This is a genomic window from Paraburkholderia sp. J8-2, from assembly GCF_905220195.1.
Taxonomy (GTDB): domain Bacteria; phylum Pseudomonadota; class Gammaproteobacteria; order Burkholderiales; family Burkholderiaceae; genus Paraburkholderia.
Map to the genome: position 1 here is coordinate 178949 of NZ_CAJMZA010000006.1, position 15094 is coordinate 194042.

A 15094-nucleotide genomic window follows, 5' to 3' on the forward strand; every position below is an offset into this window, starting at 1 on the left:
AGCTCCACCGTGTACCCCGTTGGGGTGCCGGTGGAGACTCCCTTGCGGAGTGCGTTGCGCCAGGCGGTCGTCTGGCTGAGCGCTCGATTCGATCGGCTCTTTCCTTTGATCAATGGCCCTTTGGCCAGAAAGGAGAAGACCATGAATGGAAACCATCTGGATGCAGGGCAACCTGGGGTGTTCGTAGCCGACATGCGCCATCGTGTTCCTGGCGTTGACGGGTTCCGCAGGGCGCAGAGCACGACCGAAGCGTATAGCGGCGAGTGCTCGATGAGGTCGTGGGATCGGCGCTATGCGCTGACAGCCAGGATCTGGGCAAGCGAAGGCGATTGCGCCGATGACGATCGACGTGCAGCTTGCGAGCTCGTCATCTCCGTGACCGACGAGGGCTCTCAGGAGCACGAGAAGCGCTCGGTGTCGGTAACCGGCTACGAGTACTACGGCTCTGGCTACGGTGCGCATCTCGCATCGCTGGCGGCCGACGGCTCACTCTTCACGATGTGGAGAGAGACCGTCTCCGACGAGTCGAAGTCCGAACGGGCTTGGCAGCCGTTTGACGAGCAAGTCGCGAACGCGATCTGGAGCATCTCGCTTGGCAACAATGGGCACGCAGACATCGGCAACGACGACGCGCTCGCCGACGCGGTGGCCAAGGCTGGTTACGTCGTCATCCGCACGCGCAATCTCCATGGCAGGCCTGTCTACAGGGGCTTCACGAAGCAGGCTCAGGAAAATCTGCGTGACTCGCCCTTCGGCGTGAGCATGGTTCAGACAAACAGCCTGCAGCTCGAGCACGAGGGCCCCGACTACGAGGCGATGATCCTGGCCAGACAGGCAGTCTGGCAGTTGGGCTAACCGGCATCGCGCAGCCACGCAACAACGGCACCGTCGCTCCCGAGAGGGAGCGACTGGTCGCCCATCAGAGTGCATTCGGTTGAGCATGTTCACCCGAGTTCGTCTCGACTTCTTTTTAACCGCCCCGAGGGCAACTCAGGAGAATGTCATGAAAATCGATACACAAACCGCCGCGGCCGACCTTTGGACCGCTGAGAACAGCCGTGCCGCAACGGAGCAAGGTTGGGACCTCTTTCATATCGACGGCGCGGGTCTGCGCAGCGCTGTCCAGAAGCACGACGAGTCCGACCGCTTCGCTAACGACCTGGCGGCCATCGTTTTTGTGCGCAAGCAGGCGCGCTGGGGGTGCCTGCTCGCAATCAAGGCGATGCGAATGGACGAGGTCCTGCGCAAGGAATTGCCGGAGGATCCGGATGCCGTGGCGATCGAGCGCCTCGCGAACGCGTTGCGCAGGCATTGGAACCCCCGGGCCCAACAATATTTCGTGCTCTCAGACCGGGTGGGAGTTCGTCAATCGGACCACAGCTTTAGCTGGGTAGCGGACGATCCCGTCTATGGGTACCGCGAGCTCGCGCCGACCCTGACTGATCAGGGTGCGCTGGTCGTGCGTTTTGGTGAGCCAGTCCCGCTGGCGCGTCCGAGGCCCGAGCCGCGTACGCAAGCACGTCGCGCGCCGGTTGCCGGCGATGTGATCGCGGCCTGAGCACGCATCCTGAAACCCCCGCGGGCCTCCTCGAGGGCTGCGGGTCAATCGTTCGGGAGAGCGGTGAAGCAAGCAGAGCAGGGAAATTTCGAGCACGTCTGCTACCACGGGACACGCGCCGAGACGCCTTTCGAGTGCTTCAATGTGTCGAGCACGGGCGCACAGGGACCAGGGATCTATCTCGCAGACAGGGTGGAGTCGGCCGCGCAGTACGGCGGCGGTCGGATGGTCATAGAGGCGAGGGTAGCGCTTCGTAACCCTTTCTGGTTCTATCCCAGCGACGAGTCGCTAGATGCGGAAGCCAACATCGAGCTGCTCGAGCAGGTACTGGATGCGACGACGCTGGCGCTCGTGCTTCAGCGGATGGAGCGCGAGGGAATGGCCGGCTACGGCTTCGAGGTGATGCAGAGCCTTCGGGAGCGCGGCCACGACGGCGTGGTTGTGGTCTATCCCTTCGGGAAGGCCGAACTGCCCGGAGCATCGGGCGAGGCAGTGGTAATCGCGTTTGAGCCCGGGCAGGTGGAAATCCTGCGGCGAGCACCGGCGCGGGATGCTTGCTGGCAGGTCGATGGCGCGGCGTGATTTTTTCTCGACGTGCGCAATTCAATCGCAATCGGAACGCCACGCCTCTCCGGAGGCTGTGGCGGACCGTTCCCTTGAGCCGCTCGGTGAAGGGGAGATGAATTCTGCGCAATGGACTTGTGCTATATTCGATTCCAGCCGTTCGATCGGCATCAGTCGTTCTCAATCAGCACCTCCCAGGCACCCGCTGCCGCCCGAAATCCTCCTGTACCTTTTCCGTCGGCTTGACCGAAAAGCGTCTGATTTTCCGCTTTCTCCACTGCGCCGTGTGCGCATACGAAAGGAAAGTCATGAAAATCGAAACGACTTCCAGCCAGTTGATCCTGGCGATCGAAAGCAGCAAGGAACGCGAGACCCTCGAAGATATCAAGGACCGTGTCGGGCACGATGATGTCCGGTTCCTCTCGGATATGCTCGACGAGTTCGGCCTTCTGGGTAACGGAGTCTTGTACCCGATCCTTCCTGAGCATGTCGGCGCGTTGACTCAGGCGCCCATGCTCTCGGATGACGTCGAGTATCCGGATGACGGCGACACAATTGCGCGTGGTCAGGTGTGGTGGTATCCGCGCTATGAAATCGAGGACTTCTCGGACGTCTTGCTGGCGACGGGGCGGGTGGCCTTTGATCGTGCATCCGTACAAGTGTGATCGACGCGCGCCGTGGACCCCGCCGGGGTTTCGGTGCGAGCGTCGTGAGTGTGTTTTGCCAGGCGATGAGTCTGGCTGAGCGCTTCGCTCCCTCCTTTTCAACGACCTCTCTGGGTCACAAAGGAGCACACATGAACTGCAAGAACAACCTCGACGTCACCCGCGCGCGGGAAATTTTCCGCGCTGGCTTTGCGGAAGCGGAATTCATCGAGTACGACTTTGGCGATGGGGTTCAGGTGCTGGACCACAACGGGTGGGAAACCGGGGGCGACGCAAAATACAGCAAGTGTGTCTTTCTCCAGTACGACGACGACGCCCCGGATGCGGACTCGCACAAGGCGACGTTTCACGTGCACTTTAAGGCGGACGGCACGGTGGAGGATGCGTATGCGCTCGAGGTCGGGTCCGGAAATCGGATCGGGCAGCGCAAGGCGGCGAACAGGCGGCTCATCATCGCCGTATTCCAGCCACAAGCGTTAGTCAACGACTGCGTCAGCGATATCGACGGCGTCACTTCGTTCGATGCGACTGGGGCAATCCTTCGCATGTCGCTGGAAGACATTCACGCGCTGCGTGATGCCACCGAAAGCTCGGAGCTTGTCTTTCACAGTTCCGAGACGGATATTCAGCATCAGGGTCCGTTCACCGTACGCGTCGTCGCATCGATCGAAGACTTCTTCGGGGTCCCTTGTTTGACTGACATAACCGGGGAGATGCTCGAGCAGGCCCGAGCGCGATTCCCTGAAAAGATGCACCTGCCAGAATCGAAGGTCTTTAAGCGACAGCTTCTGAAGCCGTCGGGGCGCTTCATCATCGACGATCAGGACCGTAAGGTCGCCGAGATCTTCCAGCCAGGTGACACGCCGCTCGAGCAGGAGCATTTCAAGCGACGCATCGTTGGCTCGTTCAACGTGCTGCCAAGCCTGATCGGCGTGCTGCTTCGTGCCGATGAGCAAGGGTCGTTGTGGCAGGCGCTTAGCAACGAGGGCATCACGGACTCATATGAGGCGGCCTTGTCGGATGCCGTGAAAGCGTTGGGTGAGGAGGGGATCGCCACAGTCGCGCACCTCTACGAGCTCGATCCGGAAACGATCCGCGCAAAGATGCAGGAATAGACGAGCATGATTCAGCCAGGCGCGAGATAACTCTGTCTGCAACCCCTGAACTCGCGGCCGCTGTGCACTCCCTGGAGTGCCGGCGGCCGTTGATACGGGAAAGTGGGCGAGAAAGCGCATTCGCACCGTTCGCCTTTTCATCACGAATTTATGTCGGGAAACCGTTCAGCACGGCACAGCCTCGCTGAGCGATTCGCTCTCTCCTTTTCAACGACCCCAACGGGTAAAGAAGGAGAAATTCATGAACCGCAATTCCACGCAGGATCAACTGTCGGAGCACGAGTACGCGTTTGACTGCAATCTGAGCGCAGCAATTCGCGTGAAGGGCACTACTCGTGAAGTCGCTGAGGCACGATTGCGTGCGGCGCTGAACACCGCCGACTGCAACGGGGGAGCGTGGCCGGACGGCGACCCGATACTTTTCGAGGCAAGCGTCAACAATGCGCTCGTGCTCTATGAAGTCGACGGGGAGCCGGTCGAGCAAGCGGACCTGCCTCTCGTGGCTGCGTGCGCGGCACTGGAGGTGCATTCCACCTGTCTCAGTATTGCAGGTGATGCTTCCGTGCAGGTGCGGCAGCTACTCGTCTCGTTGCGGCGATTCTGTGCCACAAACGGTCTCGATATTGATGCGACGTTTGCGGATCTGCGCAGGCAGGCTTATGGCGCGAGCGAGCCGATCCCCAACATCAGAGTGAGGGCTGACGGCGACGCGAATTTTTATCACCTGCTCGATAGCAGTGACTGGGTTGCAGCCATCCAGCTCAACGGTAAGTTCACCACGCCGACGCAGGAAGGCATGATGCAGAAGTTTGCGGATGCGCTAAGAAGTGGCGAGGCACCCGGCGGTTCAGCGATGTCGAGCTCGCGTCAGGGCCAGGCTGGCAGAATCGAAGGTATGGATCTCATCAGCGTCAATGGCCGACGGTACGAGTGGAACCAAGTCTTCTCGGCGTACTGGTCTGTCGATGGTGGCCCGCGTGCACTGCAAACGGCCGATCTGCTCGGTGCTCAGATCCGCGACGGGAAGTTGCAGGAAGTGCCGGAGACCGCCTCGTATGTCATTCACTCAAAGAGTGAGGGCGAGGAAGACGTTGATGGAACGCTTGGCGCATTCTGGTCGAACGAAGACGGGTGGGGTGGTTTCGAGGCAGCAACACGCTTCACCGGTGACGAACGCATGAAGCGCGGCAGCGGTAGCCAGTTGCCGCTTTCGTGTAACCACGACGCCGAGTGGCTATCGATTCAAGAAGTCTTCGCTTTGGGTGCAGCGAACTCCGATCCGGCCGTTATCGAAGCGCGCGTCCTCGGAGACTACCAGCAGATGCTTGGGAAGATCGTTCTGGTTCGGGTCGTGTCCGGATACCGTGGTACCGACTCGGTCGACGTTCGGCTCAATCCGCCCGCCAAGGTCCGTGTTGCAAGGACCGAGGAGCCAAGTCTCAAGCACTGGAACGACGACTGGTGCGACCCGTACTGGGAGGTGGAGCTTGTTGAGCCACATCCGCAGCTGGAAGGCATCCGGTCGATATGGATCTCAGGAAACTGCTACCACCTAGATGGTCAGCAGACGAATGTGTCGGACGTGATTTCGGTTCTCGCCGACGAATCTGACGAAGGGCAAGCCGGCCTGTCGCAAGGCGCGTAATCCATCAACCTGCAATCTCGCCCGCCGTGTCCCCGAAGGGACCGGCGGGCTTTCTCCTCTGCACGTCAGCCGCTACGGCAGCGGATACTATAGAATGCCTCGAGCCGTTCGATCGGCATGATGTCTTCATCCGGACACGCGCCTCTTCAGCCTCCCTTTGGGAGCGCTTCTCACTCATCCGAGCGTTTCAATCGCTCCGTTCCAAGCGCCACGCCGCATCCGGTCAGTGTCTTCAGAGCATTGATCCGATGCAGTACCTCTCCGATTTTTCAAACAGCCCTTTCGGGCAAACCAAGGAGAGAATCATGAATCAGCAACAGAACGAACAGGTGAAAGTGCCGGTAAAACCGATGACGAACGGCGATGGGAACGCAATCATGGTTCTCGTGGGCGAACGTATGGGTTTGGCTCCCGGTCTCGTTGCAGAGGCAACTCGTCAGCTTGAGGGCGGCAACATTCATCCGATGACGGGCGCGGCAATCGAAAGGGAGGCCGTTGCGCTCAATGATCGTCTGCGCGTAGATGCCACGCTTATCGATCAGGCCAATGCGCATGTGGAGGATCTGAAGGCGCAATTCGGCTTCGCTGAACGGAAAGTGGCGGACGCACGAGCGCACACCGTATCCGTCGAGGCTCGGGATTTGGCCGGGGTGACCCTCGAATGGGCGGTAGCAAAGTGCGAAGATTTGCCAGTTGCTCGCGATCCAATGGGTTTCAAGAGCGGGTCGGAGGCTGGATACTGGATATGGGACAAGGCGCCAAAAGGCATCCAGACGAAGATCGGCAGAGGTTACACGCCATCAACCAATCCAGCACAAGGCTGGCCGATCATTGATCGCGAGCGCCCACACCTTTGTCCGATCCTGCTAAACGGTGCCCCAGCGTATGAAGCGTGGCTGGACGGTAAGCGTGAGAGCCGTTACTACGGCGAAACCGCACTCATCGCCGCCATGCGCTGCTACGTCGCGAGCAAGCTTGGCGAAAATGTCGACGTCCCGGCAGATCTGGTGCACGAGGCGGGCATGGATCAAGCTCGCCGCAGCCCGTCTCCCGGCCTGTAAGCATCAATCTGTAATTCACCCCCGCCGTCTCCCTTCGGGATTCGGCGGGCTTTCTTTTTTGACGCTGCCGGCCAGTCATTGAGTTGGGAAGGTGTCTCGCTCTATTGCTTGGGGGTAGGCTACGCTAGTTAGCCGCGTCGACGGGGCACCAAACCCTGACGGCGTCGCGCACGCTGATCGGTGGCAACCCGGTCAGTCTCGGGGGCCTTGTGTCTCAAGCGCTGTGAGCGCACGGCCCTTATAGGAGGGAACCGGTAGTACCCGATACCGGGCCGGCCATCATCTCCTCGGCCGGAAGCAGTTGAAGCATTGAGCGGGCCGCCTCGACGTTCGTTGTGTGCAGCCACTCTTCGTAGTCGCCAGGGCGCAGGATGACAACGCTGCGCTTTTCCTCGTTGGGGCGATGCATGCGGCCCATGACGCCGTGGCCGTCCGCGTTGACTGTCAGCATTGTCACCCCTGTCACGGGCCCGCGAGGCGTATCGTAGCTCTTCCAGAGGCCTGCCACAGCGAACGGTTCGCCGCTGGCGAGGCCACACCGGTGCCAGACGTTCTTCCCTGATTCCCAATTCGGCTCGACAACGTAGCCAGCCGGGATAAGACACCGTTGACCCGCGCGCCAGGCGCCCGCGTAGAGGCGCTTCACCGCGCATTCTTCGGACCGGGAGTTATACGTCGAGAACGGTTGCTGCTTTCTGCCGGCCTCGTTGCGCCTCTCGGGTTGCAGGAACTTGGGCCAGAATCCGTAGGTGCCCATCACCGCCCGGGCGCCGTCGCCGTCCGGCAGCAGAGCGGGCGCGTCATAGTCCGGCCAGATGTCTTCTCGCCAGGCACGCAGGCCAGGGTCGAATTCCAGGCCGGTTTGGCGCATCAACCGCTCGAGGTCGGCGCGGGTCGCGCTGTAGTTCGTGCACATGGGTGGCATCCCAGGGTGGGTCACCCGTGGATCATACCGCGCGCTGCACCGGCACCCGGGCCGGCGCGCACGTCGCCGGATCCGGGCCTACAGAATCCCCGGAACCGGCCGTTATCCAGTCAAGGCGGGCCTCGGCAAGCTCGACGTCGACGCGAACGTGCTGGTCGGCGAGATTGGGGCGGGCGGGTTTTCGGAGCTGCCGGTGCGCGCGGTGCATGCCGCGCTCGTGCGCGATCTGCCGGAAATTCACCGCGATCCGTTCGATCGGATGTTCGTGATGTTCGTCGCCCAGGCACCGTCCGAACCCCTGGGGCTGGTGACGGCCGATGGCCAACTCTCGAAATACACCGATCTCGTTATAGAGATCTAACGGGAAATGGGCAGAGGTGGGCCATGTTCGCGCAATCCCGGGAACCCCGGGTTGGAGAGATAAACAGGATGCTGATTGAAGTGAATCCGATACTACGTGCCATTCCGATTCTGATGCTCTGCGGAGCGTCGCTCGCGCGGGCCGACACCGGATTTTCGCCACCCGCTCGCCAGCATTTGGGCACGTTCAGTTCGAGGGAATGCAAGGCATTGCTGGCGGTCGCGAGTCACGGAGACGACCCGATTTCCATCAATGGAAAGCTCAGCACCTCCGGCGGTGCACACTGTATGGACGGAGCGAAGATCGATCTCGTTCTTGAGGGTTCAGTGACGAAATCCACACCGGAGGGAACAGTCAAATCGAACCTGACGCGGGCCGCGTGCGTTGACGCCGCCTATACGTCGTTTTCGCCCGGCGGCTACAAGCAGATGAAGATCAACGGAGTGCGCGTTGATCACGAACCCGACATTCTCGCTGCGTGTCGGCTGCCGCGGAATACGATCAGCTGGCCCGAGTGCGGAAAGGCGTATTGCTGATCGTCGGCGAGCCAGCAAGACCGACTGCGTACTACGGGTTTTGGCACGACGAATGTCGGCTGCGACAAAGAGCACGACGCCTTGCTATTGCCGACGATGGGCGGCAGCGCCGAGCTAACGCGGCCGAGTAACCGGAAAACGGGTGCTGTACCCCGCCCCTTCACGTAACCCATTGGAGAGGGACGCGAACAGGGAGTGTGCGGCCCCTCCACAATCTGGAAAATCCAAGAACTTAAAGACAGAGTTGATGAAATGAATCCCGATGTAGAAAAGCAAGTAGAGGAGCATGAGGGACTCCCCGTCATCTACTGTTTTCGTTTTGACAACGGTAGATCCAAGGTTGGGCTCACAACGAATATTCGGAGTCGCGCCCGCGACTATCACAAGCATGGCATCAACGAGTGCAACGGTGTCGGGATCGTTGCCTGTCAAACGCGCGCGCAAATGCGTAAGGCAGAGAAGATGGCGCTTGAGATTTTCGCTTGGGATGCGATTCGCTACGGCAGGGAAACGTTCGAGTCAAAATCGCACCCGGTTTTTGATCTCTCAAAGTTGGTGTATGCCGTCGAACACACTCAAGAGCCCGAGGAGGTGAATCCTAGCCTTCAGGCGCGGATTGCGACGCTCCGCCTGACAGAAATGGATGCTTCAAAGAAATACCTGAAGGGATCACACGAAGCGGTGACCTGGGACATCATCCTGAGAGTGAAGGTAGCGAAGTTGCGTGCGGTTGAAGCAAGAGTCGCGAAGCTCCGCGAGGATTCGGAAAAGCTCCTGCGAACGGCTGGATACTCCAAATAGTAGCGTCCGCTCGGGAGCGAGCTTTGCCCGCAAGTGAGGACCGGCAGGTTCGATGAAAAGGACAATTCCTTTTCGCGGCGACCGTTTTCGTCGCCACTGTTACGCACGCAGCACACAACGGACTCCGCGCTGACTTCGGCCACCATTGGAGAGCTCGTGGATTCTTTCACGCGCGTCTGCCGCGAGCATCTGGAAGTGCAGGCGCAGCTCGCATCGCGTGGCGCTATCATTGAGGTTCGGGCCGCCAAGCAGACGAACTAGGATAACGCATGGAACAGGCAGCAACACAAGCCGGACCGGTCGAAAAATTTTTCATCCCTGGCCGTGAACCCGGCGAAGGATTCTATTGGTATTTCGTCGATGCCAGCGATGATTCTCCCGTCGTGGTTCAGGTCAATAGTGAGGGTGATGTCACATTTTGTGGCGCGGAGGCGGTCTGGTATCTCCCATCGACTGGCAGGTCGGAATATGTGATCGAAGGACTCTTCGTCGGCCCGATCGCGCAACCTTCGATTAAGCAAGGAAAACTGGAGGGATAAGTGTCTACTATAACTGCTGCGGGAAGCGCTGCGATTGAACGGTCGCCCGCCCACTTGGAGCACGATACCGGCCAGAGTCGCCGTGTCGCAGATTTTCTTTTAGCTTGGTGGAGCGCAAGAATGGGCAAGCAATCGTGCCAGTGGAATAGGGAGAGCACCATGAGTAACGAAGTCCAGAGCATCGAGGAAGCGAGACGCATCGCTCGCGAGTACGCCTATGCAGAGGATTTCAACGAGGTACGGGCCGAGGCGTTCGCGGACGTCTGGTTCGACGCCGGCAAGGACTCAGATGCGTCGACGGCCGACGCACTGCGCGCGTACATACGCCGTCGATTTGATGCGGCAAACTGAGGACCGCAAGGCGCTCGGGTTAAGCTGACCGCCTGAACTACGCAAGGTCTCCCGCGCGCATTGGAATGAAGTGCCCTCCGAACTGACAGATAAGGATGCCGGCCATGTACACAGGTTCCAAGTATCGGACACGGATGCATTACCACCTTGATTGGACGTATCAGGAAGAGGGGCAGCGGCATTTCCCGCGTTCGCGCCTTATGGTAGTGCAGGCGGGTGACGGTCGCTGGTACATCGAGCAAGAATGCGGCGACGAATACAGTGGCTTTGCCGGGGTGGTGAAGTCGGACGTTGATCTCGTCACGGAGCCGAATTTCTACGCCGATCTCGAGACAGTTGCGCGTGCAGCATTCGCGTTGATGAAGCAGGTCTATCCTGCATACAAGGAAGAGGCCCTGGACCGGTTCCTCGCGGCACCGACGTGACACGAAGACAAGCACCCCGCGCGGAAACGGCGTGGCGGAAAATGTATCAGCGTAGGGTCCGCATTCGGCGAGAACACGCCACTTCCGAATGGCCGAAGCCGCTGGCGCCGGATAGCTGTAGACCGATGAGAAGCTACCGGTGGCATTCGTGTGATCTGGATGCGATTTGTGTCACCACAACAACGAACGGGTAAAGGGGGAAGCGTGACCAAGCATCGAGTCCGAACCGAAGGCGGTGCTTCGTGAGAGATGACATTCGAGTCACGATAGCTCGGTCGCAGCATGAGGATATCGCGCGCCGCGTGCGGGAGCGGCGCGAAGCCCTTCGGCTGAGTCCGACGGCGCTCGCTGCCCTTGTCGATGTGTCACCTCCGACGATCTCCCGCTGGGAGGCCGGGCTCCTCCCAGCAAGCATGCGCGCGGAAAGACTGAGTCGCTGGGAGTCCGCCCTACAAGCTCCCGAGGGTTGGCTTATGGAGCCACGGGGAAAAGATCTTCCCGAGCCCGTCATTGCCGTCTGTGAGCCCGACTCTGGCGGTTCCTCCCACCCGACCATAGCGCGCGAAATCGGGGAGCAAATTGGCCGTCGAGCGCGAGTTCGGAGGAAGGCGCTGCGGGTGTCGCGCGACAGGATGGCGGCCCACTTAGGCGTGTCGGCTTCAACGCTGGATAAGTGGGAAAGCGGGGAGATACCGGGGACGCTTTCGCCGGAGAAGTTGGCGATTTGGGAGGAAATGCTGGTGGTTCCGCGAGGATGGTTGTCAGCGCACAAGCCTGAACCCGGGCCCATCGCGGATGCGGGGGCGAGCGAGGTGCGGGTTCAGAGCGGGACTTTCGCGGAGGCGATGACGATGATCGCCACGGTTCTGTCAGTGCGTGAGTGGGATCCGCAATGGCAAAGCCTGCCGCGCGGAGAGCGTAGCCAGCGGGCCATTCAAATGCTGACGTCGCGCTATGGCCTCCATCCCGATGGAGCTAGAACGCTTACCGAACTGGGGGTGGCGCATGGGATTACGCGTGAGCGCGCACGACAGATCCTCGACGTAATGATCGATCGCATCCCGCGATATCGATTCATTGTGCCGGCGCTCGACGTGCTAAGGGAGGCGTGCCACCCTTTGCTTCCGTTGCCCGCAGCGGTGCTGACCGAGAAGGTCCGCTCGCTGCTCGGAGACCACCTTTCAATCGAATCCGCAAACCGGTTTGCGGTGGAAATACTCGGCGCCCAGATCGTGCGCATCAGCGAACCGGAGACGCCTGCGGTTGGGCCGGCGATCGAGTCTATCGCATACGCTCCCGATGCAGGCGAGTCGTTCGAGATAAGCGACGTCAAATTGCTACGGAGCACGGCCTACGCCATGATCCGCTCCTGCGGTGCCGCGCATCTGGCAACGGTGGCCGGTGGCTGCGCGCTCATCCATGGTCTAGACGCGTCCCATGTGCGCGTTCTTGAGTCGGTGGAGGGATTCGAGTGGCTGGACGCTGATCGATCGTGGTTCTGGTTTGGCTCCTCTGTCCCTGCGCGTAACGTCCTGCTGACTGTCGCGCGCAAGATGTTCGCGGTAGCCACGGGGCGAATCGACATTAGTGAAATCCTGACGGCAATGGTCAGGTACCGCGAACGCACAGCCACGGCGGAGTACGACGGCGAGCGCTCGCTCATGCTCACTCCGCCGATCCACATCGCGCGCGCGGTGCTCGAACGGATGGCCTGGACTGAAGTGGTGCAGTTCGACGACTTTCGCGCGCATGTGTCGTTCGATATGGAGCAGGAGCTTTCCGACACGGAGCTCCGCATTGTTCGAGTGCTCGAAAGCCACGGGGGCGTGGCGATCAGGCGGCAACTCAGGGACGCGCTTCCTGACGTCAAATTCGTCACACTCAATTTCACAGTGGGTTCAACGCCAACCCTCAGGCTCATTACGCGGGGTATTTATGCGCTTGTCGGGCGGCCACTCGACCCAGTCGCGCTGGCAAATGCGTTCAACGCGCTCAGTAGCGTCTCGAACCGCGTTGACGTGATCGTAACCGACGACGGCTCGGTAACTTTTCCGTTCGAGATGACAGAATTTGCAGTCTCCAGCAAGGTCTGCACGCTGCCTGTTGACGCCGTGTCGAAGGTTGCGCTGGGCGAGTATAGGATCGAAGGATCGGATGCCGTGATTGATTGTGTGAAGCGGTCCTCTGGCGCAACCGTTTTTAACCGGATCGTCCAGGCGATGACCGCACGGGGGTTTGACGCCGGCGACGTGGTGTGGATTGTCGTTGATCCCGTGAACCGCAACGTCAGGCTTGCCTGTGAATCAATCGTATCGGCGGTCGCGCAGACCAACAGCGAACTTGCGCGGCATACAACTCTTTGAGGAGCGGGGATGAGGAGCATATTTTTCGCAGCCACTCTGGTCGCTTGCGTAACCGGATGTGCCGGAGCCGGCATTCAGCAATCGTCCGAGACCGATCTTGACGGAAGCTCAAAAATCGTCCTGCCCGACCGGGACGGCAATGTTGATGGCCACAAACGGCCTTTCGCACGGGAGTACATTGTCGCGCCGGGGAGTCACACCGTTGGGGTCTGCACTGGAGGCGCCCTTTGCGAGAAATACTATTACATTAAATTTGATACCAAGCCCGGGCTGACCTACACGGTCCACGAACAGGTGGAAAATGTAAGCGTCACGAATCGATTGGGCTACTTGATTGATACGCGAGGATACGGGCTCGATCTTCGAGACGGCGTACCCGCCGCCATCTCATTCAAAGACGTGAACGGTAGCGGACACTAGGCAAGACAGGAGAGTTGTGGAGGACAATGACATACCGACCTTTTTCGTCGGCGCCCACCCGCGCGGACCGGCACGAAGCGTCGACGGCAAGACCCAACGTCGTCACCCGCAGCGGTAAATGCTCGATGCTACCTGCATTGCGCGAATCTCTGAGCGAACCGGCGAAGACGGGCGCCGACGACCTGTCCGTACCAGGGGTCGTCGTGCCAGGAGCCGTAAAGGCACATTCGCCCGTTGAGGTCGAAGACCGTATTGGCCAGGGCGACGGCAGCGATACCGAGGTTTGCTTCCCGTGTTCCACTGGACTCCTCGCGAGTTATGTGAGGGCGGCACACCGTTATGGATTCGCTATCTCGATGAGCAGCCGATTCCTCGACGAAACTGTGCCGGGCGATGGCCCTCTCTACCAGAGGGCACTGGCGATCTTCAGGGCGGCCCCCGGTACCCCGTGGCTGGATTGCCTCGCGCAGGTAGGGGCGGAGGCGACCGCATGGGCTGTCGCTGGAGAAATGATTGCTCAGGCTAAATCGCACACACTGCGATAGGGGCGATCAATGGTGCCGCCCGGCAATTGGTCGGAGGGCCCTCACACCTGAAGGGATCGCCCCTGCAGAACAATAAACTTTGCCCGCACCCTAAAACATTGCACTCAAAGTGCCGTACTAGGCTTATAGGCAGATGGGTCATGGACGATATCGCTTACGCAACCCTTTGGGGAAATGGCGTCTCAACGAAGTACCCGGCAGGTGCGTGCTGGTGGGTCTTGCGACTATTTCGCGGGGTAAGTTGCGTGCGCTTCGAGCCCGTCCGCAGAAATTCACCGCTGCTCGCGGGCTCAAGCTCCTGAGGACATGGACAACGGAAAACAAGGAGTCAATGATGTGGGGAAAGCAAGAGACCATCGGTAAGGTGAATGTGCTGTTCCAACGAGAAGGCGACGGGCAAAAAGCTAACGGTACGATTTTCTTCGACCAGTTGCGTGGAGTCGCTATCCTCGAATGTCGGTAAAGGACGACGACGCCTACGCCGCTCTGCTGGCACAGCACTTTCCCGGTGTTCCCGTCGCATTGTGGCCGCGTCAAAGTCCCTAAGCTGTTCAAGCATTCCTGCGCGACTGGTGCCGCGATCAGGCATTGGAATTGACGCTGGTATCGGAATACGAGCGTCCGAGCGACTGTTATTTCGAGTGGCGATTCGACTACACGACTCCGGTAAGTCGTTGGGTTTGAACACGGAAAACTGCATGAACAATGTCGATAGCCTCAAACTGGCCGAAATACGTTTGGCAGTCGCGCGCACTGCGCTCACACGCTTTGTGGAATTTCACCTTCCCGAGCGTCTTCGCAGACAGTTTGTAGGCGAGGAAGCCCGCGAGGTATTCGGGCACTGCGTCGTGCATGGAAACAACGTGTGGCCGGAACACCTGGTCGAGAAATACGGTGGTGCTGTGCGGCGTGCGCAGAACTTTCTTATCGCTATACCGCGTTATCGCAAGCTGGTAGAAGCGGACGACATGGCCTTGATGGATTGGGGCTGGTTTCGTGACCTCGTTGAGACGGACGAAGCCGCCTATGCGCGCGATATCGCCGCAACGTATCAAATGATCGAGCGCGACATGTGGGCAGATGCCGAATCCGAATGTCGCGAACTCGGGCTTATCGAATAGTCGACCGGAAAACAGACCACGACGAAATTGCTGTCTTTCAGGCGAGCGATCCGCGAATACGCTACCGGCTTACTGGTGCATCGAGTAGTCCAGCGAGTG

General features: G+C 59.9%; 17 protein-coding genes. 16 read left to right on the forward strand and 1 reads right to left on the reverse strand.

Features of this window, described 5'->3' with window-relative positions:
• Positions 1 to 141: 141 nt before the first annotated feature.
• The 7 genes from U5A52_RS16165 (at position 142) to U5A52_RS16195 (ending at position 6608) form a co-directional block, all read left to right on the forward strand.
• Positions 142 to 855: a hypothetical protein gene (locus U5A52_RS16165; protein ID WP_321935349.1), complete on the forward strand. Its 714-nt coding sequence runs from the start codon at positions 142 to 144 to the stop codon at positions 853 to 855.
• A 148-nt stretch (positions 856 to 1003) separates the two neighbouring features.
• Positions 1004 to 1558, forward strand: a complete 555-nt coding sequence (locus tag U5A52_RS16170; protein WP_321935350.1) for a hypothetical protein — start codon at positions 1004 to 1006, stop codon at positions 1556 to 1558.
• A 63-nt stretch (positions 1559 to 1621) separates the two neighbouring features.
• Positions 1622 to 2140 (forward strand): hypothetical protein, encoded by a 519-nt coding sequence (locus tag U5A52_RS16175; protein ID WP_321935351.1) that lies wholly within the window; start codon positions 1622 to 1624, stop codon positions 2138 to 2140.
• Positions 2141 to 2430: 290 nt separating this feature from the next.
• Positions 2431 to 2787: a hypothetical protein gene (locus U5A52_RS16180; protein WP_321935352.1), complete on the forward strand. Its 357-nt coding sequence runs from the start codon at positions 2431 to 2433 to the stop codon at positions 2785 to 2787.
• A gap of 131 nt (positions 2788 to 2918) precedes the next feature.
• A complete protein-coding gene (locus tag U5A52_RS16185; RefSeq protein WP_321935353.1) occupies positions 2919 to 3902 on the forward strand; it encodes a hypothetical protein in 984 nt (327 codons plus the stop codon).
• Positions 3903 to 4143: 241 nt separating this feature from the next.
• Positions 4144 to 5547: a hypothetical protein gene (locus tag U5A52_RS16190; RefSeq protein ID WP_321935354.1), complete on the forward strand. Its 1404-nt coding sequence runs from the start codon at positions 4144 to 4146 to the stop codon at positions 5545 to 5547.
• Positions 5548 to 5852: 305 nt separating this feature from the next.
• Positions 5853 to 6608: a phage protein NinX family protein gene (locus U5A52_RS16195; RefSeq protein WP_321935355.1), complete on the forward strand. Its 756-nt coding sequence runs from the start codon at positions 5853 to 5855 to the stop codon at positions 6606 to 6608.
• A 238-nt stretch (positions 6609 to 6846) separates the two neighbouring features.
• On the opposite strand, the gene U5A52_RS16200 is transcribed toward U5A52_RS16195, so the two are convergent.
• Positions 6847 to 7524 carry an SOS response-associated peptidase gene (locus U5A52_RS16200; RefSeq protein WP_321935356.1) on the reverse strand — a complete coding sequence of 226 codons (678 nt, stop codon included), beginning with the start codon at positions 7522 to 7524 and terminating at the stop codon, positions 6847 to 6849.
• Between U5A52_RS16200 and U5A52_RS16205 the strand changes: the two genes are divergently transcribed.
• From U5A52_RS16205 to U5A52_RS16245, 9 genes are all read left to right on the forward strand, one after another.
• Positions 7523 to 7894, forward strand: coding sequence for a type II toxin-antitoxin system VapC family toxin (locus tag U5A52_RS16205; RefSeq protein ID WP_321935357.1), 372 nt, complete (start codon positions 7523 to 7525; stop codon positions 7892 to 7894). The genes U5A52_RS16200 and U5A52_RS16205 overlap by 2 nt on opposite strands.
• Before the next feature lie 68 nt (positions 7895 to 7962).
• Positions 7963 to 8430: a hypothetical protein gene (locus U5A52_RS16210; protein WP_321935358.1), complete on the forward strand. Its 468-nt coding sequence runs from the start codon at positions 7963 to 7965 to the stop codon at positions 8428 to 8430.
• 252 nt (positions 8431 to 8682) lie between these two features.
• Positions 8683 to 9231, forward strand: coding sequence for a hypothetical protein (locus U5A52_RS16215; protein ID WP_321935359.1), 549 nt, complete (start codon positions 8683 to 8685; stop codon positions 9229 to 9231).
• 269 nt (positions 9232 to 9500) lie between these two features.
• Entirely contained in the window at positions 9501 to 9770 is a 270-nt protein-coding gene (locus U5A52_RS16220; protein ID WP_321935360.1) for a hypothetical protein, read from the forward strand.
• A gap of 159 nt (positions 9771 to 9929) precedes the next feature.
• On the forward strand, positions 9930 to 10121 hold the full coding sequence (locus U5A52_RS16225; RefSeq protein WP_321935361.1) for a hypothetical protein: 192 nt from the start codon (positions 9930 to 9932) through the stop codon (positions 10119 to 10121).
• Positions 10122 to 10225: 104 nt separating this feature from the next.
• Entirely contained in the window at positions 10226 to 10546 is a 321-nt protein-coding gene (locus U5A52_RS16230; RefSeq protein ID WP_321935362.1) for a hypothetical protein, read from the forward strand.
• A 302-nt stretch (positions 10547 to 10848) separates the two neighbouring features.
• On the forward strand, positions 10849 to 12909 hold the full coding sequence (locus tag U5A52_RS16235; protein WP_415774016.1) for a helix-turn-helix domain-containing protein: 2061 nt from the start codon (positions 10849 to 10851) through the stop codon (positions 12907 to 12909).
• A gap of 9 nt (positions 12910 to 12918) precedes the next feature.
• Positions 12919 to 13329: a hypothetical protein gene (locus tag U5A52_RS16240; RefSeq protein WP_321935364.1), complete on the forward strand. Its 411-nt coding sequence runs from the start codon at positions 12919 to 12921 to the stop codon at positions 13327 to 13329.
• Between the two features lie 1243 nt (positions 13330 to 14572).
• On the forward strand, positions 14573 to 14995 hold the full coding sequence (locus U5A52_RS16245) for a hypothetical protein (RefSeq protein WP_321935365.1): 423 nt from the start codon (positions 14573 to 14575) through the stop codon (positions 14993 to 14995).
• The last annotated feature ends 99 nt before the right edge of the window (positions 14996 to 15094 follow it).

Bases quoted from the DNA above. Each gene is read 5' to 3' on its own strand.
- U5A52_RS16240 (WP_321935364.1), top strand. From the start codon at position 12,919: ATGAGGAGCATATTTTTCGCAGCCACTCTGGTCGCTTGCGTAACCGGA.
- U5A52_RS16220 (WP_321935360.1), top strand. From the start codon at position 9,501: ATGGAACAGGCAGCAACACAAGCCGGACCGGTCGAAAAATTTTTCATC.
- U5A52_RS16245 (WP_321935365.1), top strand. From the start codon at position 14,573: ATGAACAATGTCGATAGCCTCAAACTGGCCGAAATACGTTTGGCAGTC.
- U5A52_RS16225 (WP_321935361.1), top strand. From the start codon at position 9,930: ATGAGTAACGAAGTCCAGAGCATCGAGGAAGCGAGACGCATCGCTCGC.
- U5A52_RS16230 (WP_321935362.1), top strand. From the start codon at position 10,226: ATGTACACAGGTTCCAAGTATCGGACACGGATGCATTACCACCTTGAT.
- U5A52_RS16190 (WP_321935354.1), top strand. From the start codon at position 4,144: ATGAACCGCAATTCCACGCAGGATCAACTGTCGGAGCACGAGTACGCG.
- U5A52_RS16185 (WP_321935353.1), top strand. From the start codon at position 2,919: ATGAACTGCAAGAACAACCTCGACGTCACCCGCGCGCGGGAAATTTTC.
- U5A52_RS16195 (WP_321935355.1), top strand. From the start codon at position 5,853: ATGAATCAGCAACAGAACGAACAGGTGAAAGTGCCGGTAAAACCGATG.
- U5A52_RS16215 (WP_321935359.1), top strand. From the start codon at position 8,683: ATGAATCCCGATGTAGAAAAGCAAGTAGAGGAGCATGAGGGACTCCCC.
- U5A52_RS16170 (WP_321935350.1), top strand. From the start codon at position 1,004: ATGAAAATCGATACACAAACCGCCGCGGCCGACCTTTGGACCGCTGAG.
- U5A52_RS16200 (WP_321935356.1), bottom strand. From the start codon at position 7,524: ATGTGCACGAACTACAGCGCGACCCGCGCCGACCTCGAGCGGTTGATG.
- U5A52_RS16205 (WP_321935357.1), top strand. From the start codon at position 7,523: ATGGGTGGCATCCCAGGGTGGGTCACCCGTGGATCATACCGCGCGCTG.
- U5A52_RS16165 (WP_321935349.1), top strand. From the start codon at position 142: ATGAATGGAAACCATCTGGATGCAGGGCAACCTGGGGTGTTCGTAGCC.
- U5A52_RS16180 (WP_321935352.1), top strand. From the start codon at position 2,431: ATGAAAATCGAAACGACTTCCAGCCAGTTGATCCTGGCGATCGAAAGC.
- U5A52_RS16210 (WP_321935358.1), top strand. From the start codon at position 7,963: ATGCTGATTGAAGTGAATCCGATACTACGTGCCATTCCGATTCTGATG.